Origin of the sequence: Candidatus Clostridium stratigraminis (assembly GCF_045310675.1) — a bacterium.
GTDB lineage: Bacteria > Bacillota > Clostridia > Clostridiales > Clostridiaceae > Clostridium_AT > Clostridium_AT stratigraminis.
In genome coordinates this window covers 835163-853840 of record NZ_JBJHZZ010000001.1, presented here as the reverse complement: position 1 = coordinate 853840, position 18678 = coordinate 835163, and the positions used below count along the sequence as shown (strand labels likewise).

Here is an 18678-nt window from a genome sequence, read left to right as displayed (position 1 = left end):
GGCCCTTTTCTTATTTAATTCCAGTATAAATCAGTATTGCATCTTTTAGAAATTCTGCTGTTCCTGGCTGCTCTTTATCATAATAAGAAGTAAATCTTTCATCAGCAACATACATTTGTGCTAGGCCTGCATGTGCTTCCTTACTATAATTGTCCCAGTAAAAGCTAACCCACTGACGATGTAAGTCTGCTGCCTTTTGAGCAAGTTCTGAAGCTGGATTACCTGCCGTAAAGGCTTCATTTAAAGTTTTCATAACTTCCTTTTCTAAATTTGTGATTTCATTATATTCTTCTTCTGTCATACCCTTAAGTTTTTTATTTGACTTATTAATAGCCTCAACACCATATTTTTCACGTATTTCCTTACCATATTTCTTTTCATTTTCTTCAAGCATATTTTTCTTAAAGCCTTCAAATTTTTCCTTATTTGACATCTCAATTCTCCCCTCTTTTAATTCAATAGTTTTTTCAACATTAGAAATTAGTATATTCAACTGTAGTCTTTTTTCCAGGAGTTTAGACTTGTGTTCTTTAAGTGCTTTTATTCCATCGAAATTAGGTGAAGTAATAATATCTTTAATACTCTCTAAGCTTACACCAAGTTCTCTATAAAAAAGAATTTGCTGCAGCCTGTCAACTTCTTCCTGCCCATAAATGCGATAGCCTGATGAATTGATTCTTGCCGGCTTAAGAATTCCTACTTCATCATAGTATCTCAATGTACGTGTACTTACTCCTGCCATTTTACTTAGTTTTTGCACTGTATATTCCACCGCTAAACCCTCCTGTACTTTTTAATGCCCTAAATGGTTTTAATGCTTTTGCTCCAATATTTTAATGATACAAATAATCATTTAGTGACTTTAATTTTCTTACAAGCTAAATATACACCTTTACGTAACGTAAAAGTCAATAAATATTTTTATTTTTTTTAAAAATCTATAGCAAATAATATAATTAAATCGTAATATATAAATATAGTAATATATCGAGGAGGATTATTTATTATGAAAAACGTTACAATGTTTACATCAAGTACCTGACCTCATTGTTTTACTGCGAAGATGTATCTTCGAGAAAAAGGTATCGATTACCAAGAAAAAAATATTAGTACAGATAAATTAGCCAGAGCTGAGCTCATGAAAAGAGGAATTAGAGGTGTACCAGCTTTTATTATTGGAGATGAAGTAGTTGTTGGATTGGATACTGATAAAATAGAACATTTAATAGATTATGTTGTAATAAACTGTACAAAATGCCCTACAAGGTTAAGAATACCTAAAGGAAAAGGTAATTTAACAGTGACTTGTCCAAATTGTAAAAACGAGTTAAAAACAACAACTTAAAAATTTATCACTAACACTCTTGATGATACTATCAGGACATAAAGAACCTTAAAAACTTTTAGATTCTTTATGTACTGTGTCTACAGAAACTGTGGAATGGGATTTTTATATTATTCCATCCGCGGTTTCTGTTGTTTTCACCATTAATAAGTTAATCCAATATCGTTGAATGATTTCAGAAAAGGTTTCACTATAGACTTCGTTTTCTAATATTCCATTGTTGTTTTGAATAACCTTAGCTGAAGCAATATTTATTTTATCACAGGTAATTAAAACTTTATTTAGATTTAATTCTTTGCATTTTTGCAAACCTAGCTTAAGCATTAAAGTTGCATATCCCTTTCTTCTTTCTGTAGGTCTTATTGAATAACCTATATTTCCGCCCTCATTAAATAGAAATTCATTTAATTTATACCTTATATTAATCATTCCAAGAATTTTATTATCAATTGTTCTAACAAAAAAATATGTATTCGCAGGTACTCTGCCTTCTGGAATTTTAGGTAAGTCCATGTCCTTTTCAATTTTTAGCAGCCATTCATCATAATTATGGTATCGATCTAGCCCTCCAGTTCCATTGATTTCCGAATTATATTCTAGAAATTCTTGTATGTATTCATATGCTTCCTTTTCATACTCCTTAGATGGAATTATTAATCTTACATCAGTCATTTTCTCACCCCAATTTATTTTTGTTTTCTTCTCATACCACAAGATTTTGGCTCTGTATAATCAAATCCAAATTGAGAATATAGCTTATCTGCAGGTTTATTAGCAATTAAGCATACATAAGCATATTCATCAGTATTTTGATTTAAATATGAATCGATTTCTTTCATAATTATTTTTCCAAGGCCTTTACGCTGATATTCTGGATCCACCATAATATCAGAAACAACATAAGTTATTCCATAATCCCCTACAATCCTTCCAAAGGCAATAAGTTTATCCTTGTCCCACAAAGTAACTATAAATAATGAATTTTTTAAAGCAATCTCAACTTTTGATAAATCTTTTGTCCCCATCCCTGTTTTAAGCCTTAAAGAAATATATTCCTCTGCGGTCGGAGCATTATATCTAACTTCCATATCTTTTGACCTCCTTGTAAGTAAATTATTTTAATTTATCTCATTATACTATTCATTATAGCCTCACTTTTTACAGATCCTCATATATTGGTTCCCCTTCAATAAAAGTAGAAGCTAGTCCAAGTTTTTCAAAGTAACTGCAGATCTTCTGGCATGCAAACTTTTCAGTAGAGTAGTGCGTTCCCCCTAAAACATTTATAGAATTTTTTTGCTCAAGTCTATGAACCTCTGAATTATTATTTGTGGCTATACCTGTAATTAGTATACTAACCTTATTTTCAATCATTTCAGAAACAGTATCCTCATTATTTCCACCACCAGCTACTATTGCAATTTTACCATCTTTAATATTAGTATTTCCATATAAATAGAGGCTTGTACTATGACCTAGTACTTTAGAAAACTTATCCTGCAATTCTTCTATGTTTTTGCACTCAGTTTTACCAATTACACCACATAATGCTCCCCGGTATTTAGCAAATGGCTTTTCAATTTCTATTCCTATAGCATCAGCTAAAGTTACACTAGTTGAATACTGGCTGAAGTTATCCAACGGAACGTGCAAATTATATATTGAAATTCTATTTTCTTTAAATTTCTCTAACAATGTCTTTTTCATCTGATAAAATGAATTCGGTGCTCTTCTACTATCCCAAATAGATGGGTGATGCACAAATAACATGGCATTAGTTGTTCCATCATCTATAATTTTTTGCATAATTTCTTCAGTTGGAAATACAGCTGAGTAAACTTTATTAATTTCTTTAGTAAAGTCACAGACAAGTCCCATACTTCTTTCTTTGAAATTAAGACAAAGATATTCTTCTACTTCCCCCATATATCTAGCCCAATCATCCTGCAATTCTTTAAAAATAAAATCTCTTTCTAATTGATTATATAACTCCATTGCTTTCATAAGCCGCCTCCAAATATATTGAATGTTATTCCTCACATAATTGAGTATAATTTTAATTGCTTCCCCAGTAGCTTCTTGCTAACTCTTTTAATTCACCTGTTAGTGGGTTAATAATAAAATATTTTTTCTCATCCTTTAAAGTAACTTCATAATAATATACTCTATTTGAGACAAACAATTGCTTAGGATTATTAATAACAGGAATAGTATCACTAGCATAGGTTAAATCAGTAAACAAATAATTTTCGCTTTGAGCTAAATTCTGCTTAACTATCTCTTTGCCCTTATTATAGGTATAGTTTGGTAAGGTAAAATAGATTACTAAAGGTAAAAAAATTGATATTGCTAATATTATTGTGATTCTTATTTTCAAATAAGGCCTTTCTATTCTAAATAACCACATATAAAAAAGCGGCTGAAGTATCAATGGTATAAAAATGCCAACCTGATAGACTCCTGCATAATTCATTACTATTTTGTACGCAAAATATATTTCAAATAAAGTTATTACAATAATGCCAGTGATTACGACCTTCTTTGTTTTATTATTAATAGACATTACCTAACCCCTTTCTATTAATAGTCCAGCATTAAGAAAACCACATTAGCTTAAGGGCCTGTTCCAGCACTTGTAACTTTCCATCCTTTACTACTATGTTTTAGATAAAAAAATGAAATATTAGAGCTAAACTCCTTGTCTGTTACACCACTTACTATAAATTGCTGACCATAGTTTGTATCTGTAATTTTAGATTCTTCAATTTTAATATTTTGCTTAGAATAATTTAATGATTTTACCTTACAATATTTTAATATTGCCTCATTGGGTGATAATGATGGCAAGTCTAGCCAATACAAATAAGATAAATATATAAAAACAGCTGCTATCACAAGAAATAATTTAAATTTGGGCCTTTTTAATATATTATTAGCTTTCATACACTTCACACCTAAAATAGCTTATTTAATAGTAAGTTTTCAAAATTTTGTTCTTCAATATAATTATTATAAAAATATAAGTTCAAACTGTTTTCCAACTTATTGTATGCTAATTATAACATTAATTTCAATATAATGTATATGATTATAGACTCAAATCTCCTATAGACAAAATAGGTTTTATTACATGACTTATAAACCTTGCCTTCCAAGTACCTTCTCTTTAATTTAACTTTCTTATAAATATTTTTCATAACCCATGTTTACATTTTAATGGTAGAATTGTCTTATTAATATAAAGGCGTATTAATTTCGCAGAAAGGAGGGAAAAATGGATACCCAGCTGCTGCTAGAATTGTATAAAAAGCAATCAAAAATTATAATGGGATATTTAATTAAAAACGGATGCAGTAGGGAAGAAGCTGAAGATATAGTCCAAAACAGCTTTATTAAAGCAATTAAATACATGGATGGTGTATCTAGAGAAAAGCTTCCCTCCTGGTTATTTAAAGTATCTTTAAATGAATTTAGAAACTTAATGAAGAAACAGAAAAGACTTTATCAAATAAGTATTGATGAAGAAGGTTTTGCTAATCAGCTTACAGTAGAAGAAGACTTTACTGAAGATTTATTAATAACTGAACGTAATAATGAGGTGAAAGACCGTCTTAACAAGTTAAAAGATGGATATAAAGACCTGTTAATTTTAAAATATGCTATGGAGCTTTCCTATAAGGAAATAGCATTATTACTAGGTCTAAAAGAGTCCGTAGTTAAAACTTATCTCTATAGAGCAAGAAAGGAATTTGAAAGGATGTGGTTAAATAATGGATAACAATTTAGAGGAATTGTTTAATGAAGATAAATTAAAGAAAGCTATAAGAAAGGGTAAGTTAAAATCCACAATAAGGACCATAATTATATCATTGGTAGTCACACTTTTAGTTATAGCAATTGGCTCCTATCTCAATACAAAAATCAGCCTAAAATTGAGTGAAGAAGCTTTTAAACAACATGAGGAGTTGGTAAAACTTACTGTTCCTAATGGCTATATAAGTGAATCTATAGATACTCTTGGATTTTTAGGAGGAAAAGGCGCCTACAAAATTTCTAGAGTTATAGGAAATAAACCTGTTGAAATACAGGAGAATGTATCAGTTTTTGGCTATTTTCAAAATAGTAAGTTGTTGCCCTTTTTAGGTCTTAGTTTAAATTACCCTGTTACAAGATATCAAGGAGGTTATAACGGTAATGAAGTAGGACCGTGGTCTGAAAGTTATACCCAAACCGGCTACAGAAAAATGATGTTTTTTCATCCTGAAATTAATTATAAAGGTTATAAAAATGACTTAAATGAATTAGATAAAATTTCCGATGATAAAATAATTGAACTTGCTATATCCTTCGATAAACCATACAAACTGGTTGACGCTCAGTTCTTGCTTGGAAAAATAGCTCCAACTTGGTATTGGTTGGATGCTTATACAAAGGAAGACATGAAAATGTTTAAAAAGGATGCTGACATGCATGCTGGTGCTGGTGCCTATATAGACGAATTTAATGCTATTGGAGTAAATGTTAAGCCAATGCATTTTGATACATCCTATAATGAATTGTTAATAACTTTACAAAACCCTAAACTCGAAAAATATAACTCAATATATAATGAAATGATGGCAAAAGGCTATAGAACCTATAGTGATGTATCAATATTAGGATGCATAGTTTACGGCACAAAGTCTCAATTAAAAGAACTAATAGGAAACACCCATATAAAAGCTTCTTCCTTTGGAGTAATTACAACTATTTATTAAATATAAAGAAGCACCTCCCATTTTCGTTTTGGGAAGCGCTTCTTTTTTAGTCTTTATTTATATGAATTTAAGTGTTACTTTTAATATTATATCTTCTATTTTCAGTTCTCAATGTTACTTAATAAATCCAAAAGGATATTCAGGTTTTAATAAATCTAATAGAATTAATTCCTGCTCAGGTATTCTAGCTACAAAATTTCTCTGTCCATCATTAGGCATATCTTTTGTAACAATTTCAAGCTCACCGCGATAATGAGATAAATTATCGTTAACTATTACTACGTCGCCTTTATGGAAGAATTCACTGTCATGTTTACGGTATGGAATGTTTTTATTTTTATAATTAAGTCTCGGCATACTGCTGCGTACCATATAGTCTGAAGCGTCACCTCTGCCGTAATGAGGAAAATTAAATATGATATTTTTCTCGTTCTCAGTAATATTAGCATCAAGCTCCAACTTAAAGGTGGTTTTTGATTTATCAATTTCTGATATTGCTTTTAGCTCCTCCTCTGTAGCGTAGGCATTTCCAATTAAAACATCATCAATTATATTAGTTGCAAGGAGATGTCTTACTTGTAAATCTATTGGTAAATTTCTGTGGATTTCACAGGTTGGCAGGCCTTCATATACAGGCCAAGGTCCAAAGGTATTCTCGTTATTGCTGGAAACAAATGCAGCCATAGTAAAGCCTAAAACTTTATATTTATTAGTAAAATCCATAAATTTATTCCATCCAAGCCCTGTATATTTCTGTGGATAGAAATTATGGCAGACTATCATGTTATGCTTATTTGCTCCTCTTTCAAGCATTAAATCCAAAGCTGTATTTTGACTTCCATTAAATTCAATAGGAATGCCATAGGAGTTATGGGTAATTGCAATGTCTTCCATATCGCTAAAATGTCCATCCAGACGAATAATATCAACCTTCATATCATGAAATAGTTTTAAATTAAGGGGGGTGGCTCCAAGATGTGCAAATACTTCTGGATTTGTATCTACCCCAACAATAAAGCCAAGTTTATGTGCTTCTTCCATAAATCTTGTGAATTTATCCATGATAATTTCTTTTGGTTCCTTTACTGATAATAAACAAGTAAAAATTCTAGTAAAGCCATATTTTGCAGCCAGCTTCATGTATGCATAATCTTTTTCTTCTGTAGAATGTTCAGGATAAACAGATATTCCCATTCTATGCATTTTTAATATTCCTCCCTATGATTACATTTTTGATTTTCTTTTTTAGCTTTCTATTTTTATATTTGATTTTTATTTATAATTGTAGTTCTTTTTTAATTATAATTCTTTTTATTTGTAGCTTTTTTTAATTGTAGTTCTTTTTAATTTCACTTTGTTAATTTTATTTATATTTAATGCTATAGTTCTTCATTAACTACCTTTACTAGCTCACTAACTAGCTTAGAGTCAACTACATCATAGGAAAATTCATCCTTGCCATAGGCATAGGTAACATGATTTTTAGTTGTCGTCTTATCTATGAGCCAGGCTTTGCAGGAGCTGTGAATTTGGGTAATACCCGTATATTCCATAAGGTCTTTGGCATTTCCAGCATTAACTCCACTGCCAGCTAGAATTTGAATTTTATGTCCATACTTTTCCTGAAGTACTTTCAATAGGCCTTTTCCATCTACAGCCTTTGCTTCTAAACCGCTAGTTAAAATACGGTCTATACCTAGCTTAATTAAAGTTTCTGCAGCTTCAAAGGGATCACTGACACAATCAAAGGCCCTATGAAATACTGCTTCTTTTTCTGATCCATAGGATTTAATTAATTTAACTACTTCTTCTGTTTGCACAACATTAATATTTCCTTCATCATCTAGGCAGCCAAAGGCAATGCCGTCTGCGTCATTTTCCATTAAGAGCTTTACATCTAATAATAATGTTTCATAGTCTTCCTTTTCATAACAAAACCCTGCAGCTCTTGGCCTTGCCATGCAAATAACCTTTAAATCAGTATTTTTTTTAGTTAAAATTAGTTCTGCAATACTAGGAGTTAACCCTCCTAAATATAGTGCACTATTTAATTCCACTCTTTCCGCTTTACCTTTATAGGCCTGTAGACAATCATAATAGCTTCCACAGCACACTTCTACTATTTTATTCATAACTTTCACCACCTAGCTTTAGAAAACTTAATGCATATATTTTAGCATTCATCACAATATCTTCAATATCCATCCATTCATTTGGATTGTGCCCAATGCCCTTTTGCCCTGGAAAGCTTGGTCCAAAGGGAACTATATTAGGCATTAATTTTGCATAAGTGCCGCCAGTTGTTGTTACTGGTGTACCATCAAAGCCAGTGACTTCTTCATAGGCTTCTTTAAGCTTTCTTACTAAAAAACAGTCTTTTTCAAACTTTACAGGATCATAATTACTAACTACCTCTAAGGATAGTGTATCTGGCATTTTTAATCTAATTTGTGAGGTAATTTTTGAAAGAGTTACTCCTGCTGGGTAGCTTAAGGTAAAGTCAAATATACTTTTGCTTTCTTCCTGTCTTAAACCATAGCCCCGCATCTGCATTTTCCCAAATTCCTCATCAGAGAAATCAATACCTAACCTGTCTCCATTTTCCTTACTTTGTAAAAAATACTTAGTTACAAAGCTAAATAAGTCCTTCAAGTCTTTTTCATTAGCTGATATCTTAAATTTAGCCCTGCCTCTTTCACCATAAACCACAGGATATTTGCAATCTGGAGTCCAACCCATAATTGGTGGCTTTTCCTTACTTAAATAATACTCAATATCCTTCATTCCCGTTTCTTCATTAGTTCCAAATATTATACGAATGGGTTTATTAAATTTAACACAGCTTACTTTGCAGGCATATAGTGCATATAGGCAGGACATAATTGGTCCTTTATTATCTAAAATACCTCTAGAATAAATTCTCCCATTCTTATTATAACCGCTATAAGGAGGCTCAAGCCACCCTTCACCTGCAGGTACTACATCTAAATGGCCTATTACACCAAGGTAATCACTGCCTTCTCCAAGCTGTGCATAGCCAGCATATCCATCTATATTCTTTGTTTCAAAGCCAAGACTCGAGGCAATTTCAAGTGCCTTAAGCAAACAATCATTAACCCCCCTGCCAAAAGGCATCCCTTCTTCTATCTCACTTTCTTCACTGTTAATTTTAACCACCTTCAGAATGTCAGAAATCATTTGTTCCTTTAGCTCATCTATTTTTCATAATATTTTAGTCTTCATTAATAATCACCTTCTAGTTATTGGTGCAGTTCTTGTACTCATATAGTTGTCAAGCCATTCCTTACTTGCTACTTCATGAATACATTTCCCATCTACATTTTTTGTTAGATACACAATTGGTTCCTCATTTTCAGTAGTCACTGCAAATGAAAAGCCTTCAATGTTGGTGGCAACTCCCCATTCACCTTTATTATTCATGGCAATTAAAGATAAATCACCAGCCTTACCTCTTCTTTCTTTAAGCTCTGAATCAAGCCTCATTACGGCAATTTCACAAGCCTCTTGTGGGTGATGACCTTCTTTCATTAAGCGGACAATTTCATAGGAAATACAGCCTTTCATTAAATCTTCTCCAAGGCCTGTGGCACTAGCTCCCCCTACCTTAGAATCTACATAAAATCCAGAACCGCAAATTGGAGAGTCACCAACTCTTCCCTTCTTCTTCATAAATAAGCCGCTTGTTGAGGTGCCAGCAGTCATATTGTCATGCTCATCAAGGCATACCATACCTACAGTGTCATGTCCGCTGTAAGGCTTGATTTCCTCTTCCTTTACCTCTTTAACTCGATTATAATAAAAAATCTTAGCACGCTCTGTTAACATATTTTTACGTTCAAAGCCTTCTTTATGAGCAAACTTCTCTGCTCCTTCTGCCACTAATAAATTATTTACTTTTTCCTCGCTTAATCGTCTTGCTATGCTTATTGGATTGGCAAAATCCTTAATTGCAGCAACTGCTCCAATATCAAAAGTAGTGCCATCCATATATGCAGCATCTAATTCTACTTCCATTTCCTCATTAGGCAGGCCGCCATAGCCTACAGACTTATAGTATTCAAAGTTCTCAACTTCTTTAATAGCGGCTTCAATTGCATCTCCTGCACATCCACTATTCTTTAAGATTTCTCTTCCCTTAGTAATACCTTCAACAGCCATACGCCAAGTTGCAATCATTCCGTACATATTATTTTACTCCTTTTTTCTGAAATAATATTATAACAAGCATAAAATATAATGAAAAAACCACTAAATTATTTAGTGGTTTTTAAACTTAAAAACAAATACTGCCAGTTAAAGCTGTAACGTCTTCCTTGTTAACTAAAGCCTTTGCAAGTTTGCACATATTTTTCAAGGAATCATTAAGCCCTATACCACCTTTTTTAGGAGTAACTACAATATTTACTTTATCTTTGAAACTCGCAATTGTCTCCTCATTTTCAACAGACATAGCTGCTAAAGCTGGAACATTAGTTGATCTATTAATATCATAAGCAACTTTTGCTGCCATATTGGCATAATCTTTATAGTTCAAGGCAGGTCCACACATTACTACATCTGGTTGAACTTTATTTACCATAGCGCAAAGTTTTCTGGAAACCTCCTCAGGATCAGCTAAATAAGTACCATTGCCACAATAAAGACAAGCAATTACCTTACCGTCAATCTCCTTTAAAAATGGTTCCATCATGATTGCTGGTCCTACAGGCTCTCTTTTAGCGCCTAATGGCACCATTTTATCATCTTTAGTACCTGCACCAGCTTGAATTTGATCGTAAATCATCATGATTTTAATTGGCATTTAATCATCTCCTATAAGTCATCAAAGGATAAATCCTCAAGAGAATCATCGTCCTCTTCTATTGCTTGAGCTTCCTCTTTTAAATATTGTTTGTCCATAATCCTTATAAATGGCATATAAATAATTACACCTAAAACAAGTAACAGAGCTTGAAGTACTGCACCTACCCAATTTGTTGCTAAAAATCCAGAAATAATAATTGGAGTTGTCCATGGAATATTAACACCATTACAAATTGGAACTAATTTTAAGGCCATTGCAAAATATGAAATAACAATGTTAAGTGTAGGAACTAACATAAATGGTATTAACATTGTTGGATTCAATACTATTGGAAGACCAAATACTATTGGTTCGTTAATTCCAAAGATACCAGGAACTAAAGCTAATTTTCCTAATCCTTTAATACGTTTTGATTTACAGAATAACAGCATTGCTATTAATAGTGATAATGTAGATCCGCATCCGCCAAAGGTTGCAAATAAGTCTTGGAATTGTTGAGATATAATATGTCCCTGTCCAACTCCAGTTTTGAAGAACTCTAGGTTTTCAGCAGTTAAGGTCTGAAGAATAGGGTTAAATACTGCACCTACTACAGAACCACCGTTTACTCCAAAGAACCAGAATAGGTGTAAGAAGATGTATGCAATAACCATAGCACCTAAGGTATCACCTAAGTTCATAAGAGGTAACTGAAGGAACTTAAATACGATTGTGAAAACATCAGTTTTAAAGAAACCGAAGAATAAATTTATTACAAAGAATACAGATATAACAAGTCCAGCAGGAATTAAGGCTGCGAAGGATTGAACAACTGTTGGAGGAACACCAGCAGGCATTCTAATTATCCATCCTTTACGTTCAGCAAAAGCGTAAATGTGTACAGCTAAGAAAGCACATATAATACCTATAAATATACCTTTTGCACCAACCCATCCAAGTGGAAGTCCTCCACCTAAGAAAACCTGAACTGGGTCCTTTATGCCTTCAACATGAGCTTTTCCAGTTACACCATAAGGCATAATTAAGAACCAAGACATAATTGATACTGCTGCTCCAAATATAGGATTTGTTTTCATTTGCTTAGCAAAGGAATATCCTATACCTAGTACAGCAAAAATTGCCATAATTGAAAATGTTGCATCAGCAGGCTTTCCAAAATAAGCAGATAAAGTAGTTCCATTAATATGCACGGAATCTAACCAATTAGTCCATGCAGGAATTGGGAAGTTTGCAATTAATAGAAATAATGATCCTACAATTAATAATGGCGTGGATACTAAGAATCCATCACGGACGGAAATTAAATATTTGTTTTTACCGATTGCTTCAGCTATTGGCATTAAAACTTTTTCTAACCATTTTATCATGTTTTTTCCCCCTCTTTCTTTTGTTTATAATTAAGTAATCATAATACAAATATCGTAAAATAATCACTCATTATCCCATGTAAAGCTACTTACTCTCGCTTGCCGCTTTAATAAGCTTAATTGCACTTTTTAAAACCTTTTTAGCATTCATCATACCATAATCAGTTGGGTCGATAACAGCAATTGGAATGCCAGATGGTCCAAAATCGTTTACAGTTTTTTCATATAAATATTTAACTTGTGGTCCTAATAAAATGCAATCCGGATGATGCTTTTTAATAATTTCATCTAACTCATTATGAGGATAAGCCTTTACCTCAATTGGCAATGAGTTTTCATCAGCTGCAGCTTGCATTTTACTTGCTAATATACTTGTAGACATTCCAGCACTGCAAAACAAATAAATCTTTTTCATTTTTCTTCCTCCTTTCCGTAGTTATGATATTTAATGTTTTATTATTATTAATATACTTAACTATATAATTAACCTTTATTCTCTAAGGCACAAATACGTTCATAGCTTGCAATTAATTCATTTGCTAGAATCTTACAGGTTTCAACTGACATTAATTGATCCTCTGCATGTAGCAATAATAAATCTGGACTTACCTTTTCATTTCCTGCTTCCTTCTGAATTAATTCAGTATGAACATTATGTCCTTGAGTGAAAAATTCATCACCTTTATCAATACAAGCCTTTGCTTTTACAAAGTCACCCTTCCTAGCTTCTTTAATGGCTTCAATAAAGCTGCTTTTCGCCATACCTGCTGAAGAAATAATTTGAAAGCACGCTAGCTCTAATCCCTCCATTGCTGTCCCTCCTTTCTGATACTTATAGTATATAACTTTAAAATAGGAAATGACTTTAAGCCTTCTTCCTACTTCTAGGAAACACTATTAATGCTAATGCTTTACAGCATATTTTGTATTATGTCAATTTAAACGCCTCTAGGAAATGCTATTAACAATGCCCCTACTGCTTAATGCATTTATATAAGCTGCTATTGTTTTTCCATAACGCTAATTACTTTGGTTCTGGCAATTAAATCATGAATAGCCTTATGATCCTTTCTAATTAAAGCAAATAAGCCTGATAAAATACTTATAGCAATACCCACGTAATTAAGTGGAGTAATTAAATTTACATTACTTATTAGGGATAAGATTTGATGGAACAAATTGCTTGGGAAAATCAAAGCTCCTTCTACTAAAAAAATGCCAATAATTTGTCTTAAAAATAATTCTTTAAGGCTTATATCTTGGCTATTAATTTTAGTAATTTTAAAATGACACCAGCGTTTCCCTAAGGTTTGTCCCTTCCATATAAATAATGGCACAATGAGGTAATAAAATAGTCCAAACAATAAGCCTAGAACTCCAGCTAAAAGTGCATACTGCTTTGGATATTGAAACAAATTGGTATTTAAGTCCTGTGTATTTGTTGCCTTCATATAAATCAATACCATTGGCAAGGAAGTAAAAATACTTCCTAAATACCAATCCACCATATAAGCTATAAAACGCTTCCAAATTGGTATATCTCCTGAAACTACTGCATTACTTTCATAAACAGATTTTTTTCCTTTTTTCATACCTTCACCTTCTAGTAAGTATTTATTTTAAAACTTCATCAATAAATTCATTATAGTTATTAACCTCTAATATTCTGGTAAACTGCTCAGAATTAGAAATTACATTGCTTAACCAGTCAAAGAATATTCTTAGGATTTTATAATCTTCTTTATTAATGGTAAACAAGATTACAAGCCTCACATCAAATTCTCCCCAGGTAATAGGCTTATCCAGGATTGCAATACTTAAAGCTGACTGATTAATAAACATTTCATTGAGGCTGTGGGGAGTTGCAAAGCCAAAATCAAAGGAGGTTGCAGACATTTTTTCTCTCTGCAGTACACTGCTTTCATAGTCTTTATCTACAAATCCCTTTTCATATAAGTTATTGCACATTTTTGTAATTAACTCATTAGGACTGTCCACATTAACATGTGAATAGAAAAATTCCTTTTTTATAAGCTTTAAAACTAAAAGTTTAAAATTGTCCCTGCACCTTATTTTTTCTAAATTGTTTAAGGCTTTATAAATCTTATTTTCATCCTCATAATTTACGAACAGTGAAATCTGCACTGTTGAAATCGGTAATTTATGTTTTAATGGAAGTGTTGTTAAGATTAAATCCGGCTTTAAAGCTGTTATTACAGACTCCTCAAAGAAATTCATGCTTTCAATAATCTCCATACGATCTCCAAAGCGATTAATGATTTTTTCCATACACAAATTAGATAAAACCTTATCTTGAGGATGAATCATAACTACTTTATACTTGTAGGTAATATTTGCCCTAACATACGCAACACCAAGATGTAAGGCAATAAAGGCAATTTCATTTTCACTTATAGTAATGTTAAGCTTTCCCTCTAACAGCTCACAAACTCTTACTCCCATCTCAAAAACCAAAGGATAGTCACGCTTGATTTCCTGCAGATACATATTATCAATTTCAATCTTCTTCTTATATCGTTCTATAAGTGAGGTAATATGCATTTCCAGCCCATTCATCAGCTCATTATCAGAGCTAAAATCAACATCAAAGGTTTTTTTAATGTCAAAGAAGATTTCCTCAAGTAAAGCAGGAATGGAATAAGCAGCTTCAACTTTTGAATCCTCATTGGTGTAAACAGTACTTTTTTTGCCTAGTAATAATAACGCAACTAAGGCAATTTCATCTTCAACTATTTCAAGCCTTATTTTTTTTGTTACCTTATGAAAAAATTCTTGTGCAATTTTATATTCCAGGCTGCTTCTTAATTCCTCTGTATTTCTATCAGTATTAATGAAGTTGTGACGAATAATACGCTGAATTGCAATTCCTATGTGCATTATAATCATGGTTAAAGTAAGGGAACGAATATGATAATGATATTCCTTAAGTGTAGCTTCCAGAATATCCTTAACTTCAATTAAATTAAAATCCTTATAAAAAGATGCAATTTTATCTAAATTTAAAAAGTTTCCCTTTATCTCATTTTCCAATAAGTCCTTATATAATTTACGCTTCTCTTCTTCCTTGCCGCTTAATCGGATATAATTTTTGCTTCTTACAAGCTGCAGACCCTTATAGGGCTCAAGCATTTTTTTTATTTTTTTAATATCATTATCAATAGAATAGCCGGACACATATACTTTATCTTGTAAAAGGGTTAAATTAATATCATTTTTTTCAAACAATAATTCTTTAATGATATAGATACATCTCTCTTCTGGAGTTTGAGGAATCATGTCGCTTGTTTCTATATCCAAACTTTGAAATTTATCCTCGTTCATTCTATATCCAAGCCTAATGTTTGATTCAATTAGTTCATATTCATAAAAGCTGTTAATATGAGCTATGTCACTTCGAATGGTGCGGTCTGACACCCCTAGGACCTTAGCAAGTTCCTTGCCAATAATCCAGCCTTTACTATTATGCATAAACAGGATAATTTTTTCTTGTCTCTTATTTAACACCCTATCACCACTTTCTAAGACCATCATTTAAGTTTATTATATATTAATATTGCAATTCTTATAATTAATAAATTTCCTAGTACTAGGAAATAGGAAAAAGGGGTCAGACTCCACTTTAGTTTGCTAAAGTGGAGTCTGACCCCTTTTTGTGTTCTATTATAAAAGTTTCTTTGTATGTTCTTCAACCATTTCTGGTGTAACATCCAATTTTCTAGCTACTCCAGTTTTTATAGCAGCTTCAGCAACCATTTTTGCAACAAGTGGTGCAATTCTTAAATCAAAGGCTGCTGGCATTACGTAATCTTCATTTAACTCTTCTTCGGAAATAATTGATGCTATTGCATAAGCAGCAGCTATTTTCATTTCATCATTTATTTCTTTTGCTCTTACATCAAGTGCTCCTCTAAATATTCCTGGGAAAGCAACAACGTTGTTAACTTGGTTTGGAAAATCTGATCTACCTGTGCAAACAACTTTAGCTCCGGCTTTTTTAGCGATGTCAGGAAGTATTTCTGGATTAGGATTTGCCATTGCCATTATAATAGCATCTCTATTCATGGATTTAACCATTTCTTCAGTAACGCAGTTTGCAACGGAAACTCCTAGGAATATATCTGCTCCATTTAGAGCATCTGCTAAAGTACCTTGAACTTTAGACTTGTTAGAAATCTTAGCCATTTCGTCTTTGTACTTATTCATTCCAGCACTTCTGCCTTCAAATATAGGTCCCTTTGTATCACATAAAATTATATCTTTCATTCCCATTTTTATAAGAAGCTTTGAGATTGCGATACCTGCAGCACCTGCTCCATTTATAACAGCTGTTACATCTTCAATTTTCTTATTAACAACCTTTAAGGCATTTATTAAACAAGCTGCTGAAACAACTGCTGTTCCATGTTGGTCATCATGGAAAATTGGAATATCACAGATTTCCTTAAGTCTTGTTTCTATTTCAAAGCATTCTGGCGCCTTTATATCTTCAAGATTTATTCCACCAAAGGTTGGTTCCATTAACTTTACAGTTTCAACTATTTTATCAACATCCTTAGTGTCTAAGCAGATAGGAAAGGCATCTACTCCTGCAAAGGATTTAAATAAAACGGCTTTACCTTCCATAACGGGAAGGCCTGCTCCTGCTCCTATATCTCCAAGTCCTAATACTGCTGTTCCGTTAGTAACTACAGCAACCCAGTTTCCCTTTGAAGTATAATCATAAATGGTTTCATAATTTTTGTTTATTTCAAGACAAGGCTGAGCAACACCTGGTGTATAGGCTAAAGTCATATCTTCCTTATTTTTTACTGGAACCTTACACTTTAGAGCTATTTTACCTTCATTTTCCTTGTGAAATTTTAGAACTGTTTCTTTTAAATCCATAATATCTCTCCTAACTATGTTATTTAATAGCTACTTTAATTATAATTATCTTGCTTCTTAAATCGCCTTATGCAGCAATTCCTTGCCTGAAATTCCTGGTTCAGTCATTCCATAAGGATCTAATATAGTATCTAAGGCTGTCTCATCAAGAATTCCCTCATTAAGAACTATTTTTCTTACAGGTTCTCCGGTTTTTAATGCAGTTTTTGCAATTTTAGCTGCTTCCTTATAACCTACATGAGGACATATTGCAGTTATAATTCCCACACTATTATCTACTAATTCCTTACAGTGCTCTTTATTAGCTGTTATGTCAACTATACAATTATTTATAAAGGTATCCACACCATTTGTCAAGGTTTCAATAGACTGAAATAAATTATAAAACATAACTGGTTCAAAGGCATTAAGCTCCATTTGTCCCGCCTCAGATGCCATTGTAATGGTCATATCATTTCCAATTATATTAAAGGCCACCTGATTCATTACCTCAGGTATTACAGGATTAACTTTTCCTGGCATAATTGAAGAACCATTTTGTTTAGGAGGAAGATTAATTTCTTCAAAGCCTGTTCTAGGTCCTGAGGATAAAAGCCTTAAATCATTTGCAATTTTAGAAAGACTTACAGCGCAGGTCTTAAGTGATGCAGACACAGCTACAAAGCCATCTGTATTCTGCGTACCATCAATTAAATCCTCGGCTTGAATAAGTTCCATTTTTGCAATCTTACTAAGCATAGGAACGACATTTTTAACATAAGCTTCATCTGCATTAATTCCTGTACCAATAGCAGTTGCTCCAAGGTTTACAGTTTTTAAGTCTTCAATTGTCCTTGTTATCCTAGCTATATCTCTTTTAACAACACTTGAATAGGCATGAAATTCCTGTCCAAGTCTAATTGGAACTGCATCCTGAAGTTGTGTTCTTCCCATTTTTATAACATCATCAAATTCTTTACTTTTTTTATTTAGAGCTTCATATAGCTCTTCTAATTTCTCAATAGCTTTTTTCAATAATACTAGAGTAGTCATTTTTCCAGCAGTAGGTATAACATCATTAGTGGATTGTCCCATATTAACATGGTCATTAGGATGTACTATATTATAATTTCCCTTTTCTCCTCCTAATATTTCAATAGCTCTATTTGATATTACTTCATTGGCATTCATGTTCATAGAAGTACCAGCTCCACCTTGAATAGGATCTGTAATAAATTGATCATGAAGCTTTCCTTGCAATATTTCATCACAGGCATTAACTATTGCATCTCCAACCTTCAAATCTAATAGTCCAACTTGCATATTTATCATTGCTGAAGCTTTTTTAATTTCAGCTAAAGCTCTAATAAACTCTGGATGAATATGATAGCCAGTAATTTTAAAGTTTTCTGCAGCTCTTAGGGTTTGCACGCCATAATAGGCATCTTTTGGTACTTGTTTCTCTCCAATTGAATCGGTTTCTAGTCTAAATAACATCTT

20 protein-coding genes and 1 pseudogene are annotated in these 18678 nt (G+C 32.5%); 3 read left to right on the top strand and 18 right to left on the bottom strand.

The features are described from left to right. Positions 1 to 10 precede the first annotated feature (10 nt). Positions 11 to 772 carry a MerR family transcriptional regulator gene (locus ACJDUG_RS04195; RefSeq protein ID WP_406768627.1) on the bottom strand — a complete coding sequence of 254 codons (762 nt, stop codon included), beginning with the start codon at positions 770 to 772 and terminating at the stop codon, positions 11 to 13. A gap of 282 nt (positions 773 to 1054) precedes the next feature. Between ACJDUG_RS04195 and ACJDUG_RS04190 the strand changes: the two are divergent. Continuing rightward, positions 1055 to 1345: pseudogene (locus ACJDUG_RS04190) on the top strand (glutaredoxin family protein); the annotation flags it as partial. Positions 1346 to 1450: 105 nt separating this feature from the next. On the opposite strand, the gene ACJDUG_RS04185 reads toward ACJDUG_RS04190, so the two are convergent. The 5 genes from ACJDUG_RS04185 to ACJDUG_RS04165 form a co-directional block, all read right to left on the bottom strand. Beyond that, a complete protein-coding gene (locus ACJDUG_RS04185) occupies positions 1451 to 2017 on the bottom strand; it encodes a GNAT family N-acetyltransferase (protein WP_406768626.1) in 567 nt (188 codons plus the stop codon). 14 nt (positions 2018 to 2031) lie between these two features. Further along, entirely contained in the window at positions 2032 to 2433 is a 402-nt protein-coding gene (locus ACJDUG_RS04180) for a GNAT family N-acetyltransferase (RefSeq protein ID WP_406768625.1), read from the bottom strand. 70 nt (positions 2434 to 2503) lie between these two features. Then, positions 2504 to 3349, bottom strand: coding sequence for a Nif3-like dinuclear metal center hexameric protein (locus ACJDUG_RS04175; protein WP_406768624.1), 846 nt, complete (start codon positions 3347 to 3349; stop codon positions 2504 to 2506). Between the two features lie 52 nt (positions 3350 to 3401). Continuing rightward, positions 3402 to 3908, bottom strand: coding sequence for a hypothetical protein (locus ACJDUG_RS04170; protein ID WP_406768623.1), 507 nt, complete (start codon positions 3906 to 3908; stop codon positions 3402 to 3404). A 50-nt stretch (positions 3909 to 3958) separates the two neighbouring features. Beyond that, complete coding sequence (locus ACJDUG_RS04165; RefSeq protein ID WP_406768622.1) at positions 3959 to 4288, bottom strand: hypothetical protein; 330 nt, start codon at positions 4286 to 4288, stop codon at positions 3959 to 3961. A gap of 331 nt (positions 4289 to 4619) precedes the next feature. Between ACJDUG_RS04165 and ACJDUG_RS04160 the strand changes: the two genes are divergently transcribed. Together ACJDUG_RS04160 and ACJDUG_RS04155 are read left to right on the top strand one after the other, a co-directional pair. Then, on the top strand, positions 4620 to 5123 hold the full coding sequence (locus ACJDUG_RS04160) for an RNA polymerase sigma factor (RefSeq protein WP_406768621.1): 504 nt from the start codon (positions 4620 to 4622) through the stop codon (positions 5121 to 5123). After that, positions 5116 to 6102, top strand: a complete 987-nt coding sequence (locus ACJDUG_RS04155; RefSeq protein WP_406768620.1) for a sigma factor regulator N-terminal domain-containing protein — start codon at positions 5116 to 5118, stop codon at positions 6100 to 6102. Before ACJDUG_RS04160 ends, ACJDUG_RS04155 begins: the two co-directional genes overlap by 8 nt. Positions 6103 to 6216: 114 nt before the next feature. Here ACJDUG_RS04155 and ACJDUG_RS04150 read toward each other — a convergent pair whose 3' ends face one another. The 12 genes from ACJDUG_RS04150 to ACJDUG_RS04095 form a co-directional block, all read right to left on the bottom strand. After that, complete coding sequence (locus ACJDUG_RS04150) at positions 6217 to 7305, bottom strand: DUF871 domain-containing protein (protein ID WP_406768619.1); 1089 nt, start codon at positions 7303 to 7305, stop codon at positions 6217 to 6219. A 176-nt stretch (positions 7306 to 7481) separates the two neighbouring features. Further along, a complete protein-coding gene (locus ACJDUG_RS04145; protein WP_406768618.1) occupies positions 7482 to 8234 on the bottom strand; it encodes a copper homeostasis protein CutC in 753 nt (250 codons plus the stop codon). Next, complete coding sequence (locus tag ACJDUG_RS04140) at positions 8227 to 9300, bottom strand: Sapep family Mn(2+)-dependent dipeptidase (RefSeq protein WP_406768617.1); 1074 nt, start codon at positions 9298 to 9300, stop codon at positions 8227 to 8229. The genes ACJDUG_RS04145 and ACJDUG_RS04140 overlap by 8 nt, the downstream gene beginning before the upstream one ends. Positions 9301 to 9351: 51 nt before the next feature. Continuing rightward, positions 9352 to 10308, bottom strand: coding sequence for a glycosylasparaginase (locus ACJDUG_RS04135; RefSeq protein WP_406768616.1), 957 nt, complete (start codon positions 10306 to 10308; stop codon positions 9352 to 9354). Between the two features lie 88 nt (positions 10309 to 10396). Then, entirely contained in the window at positions 10397 to 10924 is a 528-nt protein-coding gene (locus ACJDUG_RS04130) for a GrdB-related putative oxidoreductase (protein WP_406768615.1), read from the bottom strand. An 11-nt stretch (positions 10925 to 10935) separates the two neighbouring features. Continuing rightward, the gene (locus tag ACJDUG_RS04125) at positions 10936 to 12294 is read right to left on the bottom strand and encodes a PTS sugar transporter subunit IIC (RefSeq protein WP_406768614.1); all 1359 of its coding nucleotides are present in this window, start codon (positions 12292 to 12294) and stop codon (positions 10936 to 10938) included. An 85-nt stretch (positions 12295 to 12379) separates the two neighbouring features. Next, the gene (locus tag ACJDUG_RS04120) at positions 12380 to 12709 is read right to left on the bottom strand and encodes a PTS sugar transporter subunit IIB (RefSeq protein ID WP_406768613.1); all 330 of its coding nucleotides are present in this window, start codon (positions 12707 to 12709) and stop codon (positions 12380 to 12382) included. 68 nt (positions 12710 to 12777) lie between these two features. Next, a complete protein-coding gene (locus ACJDUG_RS04115; protein ID WP_406768612.1) occupies positions 12778 to 13104 on the bottom strand; it encodes a PTS sugar transporter subunit IIA in 327 nt (108 codons plus the stop codon). 191 nt (positions 13105 to 13295) lie between these two features. Beyond that, positions 13296 to 13886, bottom strand: a complete 591-nt coding sequence (locus tag ACJDUG_RS04110; protein ID WP_406768611.1) for an RDD family protein — start codon at positions 13884 to 13886, stop codon at positions 13296 to 13298. Positions 13887 to 13908: 22 nt separating this feature from the next. Next, on the bottom strand, positions 13909 to 15846 hold the full coding sequence (locus ACJDUG_RS04105; RefSeq protein ID WP_406768610.1) for a BglG family transcription antiterminator: 1938 nt from the start codon (positions 15844 to 15846) through the stop codon (positions 13909 to 13911). A 129-nt stretch (positions 15847 to 15975) separates the two neighbouring features. Then, on the bottom strand, positions 15976 to 17199 hold the full coding sequence (locus tag ACJDUG_RS04100; RefSeq protein WP_479723028.1) for an NAD(P)-dependent malic enzyme: 1224 nt from the start codon (positions 17197 to 17199) through the stop codon (positions 15976 to 15978). A gap of 57 nt (positions 17200 to 17256) precedes the next feature. Further along, a complete protein-coding gene (locus tag ACJDUG_RS04095) occupies positions 17257 to 18675 on the bottom strand; it encodes an aspartate ammonia-lyase (RefSeq protein WP_406768609.1) in 1419 nt (472 codons plus the stop codon). Positions 18676 to 18678: the final 3 nt, after the last annotated feature.

Coding starts and splice junctions, on each gene's coding strand:
- ACJDUG_RS04185 (WP_406768626.1), bottom strand. CDS start 2,017: ATGACTGATGTAAGATTAATAATTCCATCTAAGGAGTATGAAAAGGAA.
- ACJDUG_RS04180 (WP_406768625.1), bottom strand. CDS start 2,433: ATGGAAGTTAGATATAATGCTCCGACCGCAGAGGAATATATTTCTTTA.
- ACJDUG_RS04175 (WP_406768624.1), bottom strand. CDS start 3,349: ATGAAAGCAATGGAGTTATATAATCAATTAGAAAGAGATTTTATTTTT.
- ACJDUG_RS04170 (WP_406768623.1), bottom strand. CDS start 3,908: ATGTCTATTAATAATAAAACAAAGAAGGTCGTAATCACTGGCATTATT.
- ACJDUG_RS04165 (WP_406768622.1), bottom strand. CDS start 4,288: ATGAAAGCTAATAATATATTAAAAAGGCCCAAATTTAAATTATTTCTT.
- ACJDUG_RS04160 (WP_406768621.1), top strand. CDS start 4,620: ATGGATACCCAGCTGCTGCTAGAATTGTATAAAAAGCAATCAAAAATT.
- ACJDUG_RS04155 (WP_406768620.1), top strand. CDS start 5,116: ATGGATAACAATTTAGAGGAATTGTTTAATGAAGATAAATTAAAGAAA.
- ACJDUG_RS04150 (WP_406768619.1), bottom strand. CDS start 7,305: ATGCATAGAATGGGAATATCTGTTTATCCTGAACATTCTACAGAAGAA.
- ACJDUG_RS04145 (WP_406768618.1), bottom strand. CDS start 8,234: ATGAATAAAATAGTAGAAGTGTGCTGTGGAAGCTATTATGATTGTCTA.
- ACJDUG_RS04140 (WP_406768617.1), bottom strand. CDS start 9,300: ATGATTTCTGACATTCTGAAGGTGGTTAAAATTAACAGTGAAGAAAGT.
- ACJDUG_RS04135 (WP_406768616.1), bottom strand. CDS start 10,308: ATGTACGGAATGATTGCAACTTGGCGTATGGCTGTTGAAGGTATTACT.
- ACJDUG_RS04130 (WP_406768615.1), bottom strand. CDS start 10,924: ATGCCAATTAAAATCATGATGATTTACGATCAAATTCAAGCTGGTGCA.
- ACJDUG_RS04125 (WP_406768614.1), bottom strand. CDS start 12,294: ATGATAAAATGGTTAGAAAAAGTTTTAATGCCAATAGCTGAAGCAATC.
- ACJDUG_RS04120 (WP_406768613.1), bottom strand. CDS start 12,709: ATGAAAAAGATTTATTTGTTTTGCAGTGCTGGAATGTCTACAAGTATA.
- ACJDUG_RS04115 (WP_406768612.1), bottom strand. CDS start 13,104: ATGGAGGGATTAGAGCTAGCGTGCTTTCAAATTATTTCTTCAGCAGGT.
- ACJDUG_RS04110 (WP_406768611.1), bottom strand. CDS start 13,886: ATGAAAAAAGGAAAAAAATCTGTTTATGAAAGTAATGCAGTAGTTTCA.
- ACJDUG_RS04105 (WP_406768610.1), bottom strand. CDS start 15,846: ATGATGGTCTTAGAAAGTGGTGATAGGGTGTTAAATAAGAGACAAGAA.
- ACJDUG_RS04100 (WP_479723028.1), bottom strand. CDS start 17,199: ATGGATTTAAAAGAAACAGTTCTAAAATTTCACAAGGAAAATGAAGGT.
- ACJDUG_RS04095 (WP_406768609.1), bottom strand. CDS start 18,675: ATGTTATTTAGACTAGAAACCGATTCAATTGGAGAGAAACAAGTACCA.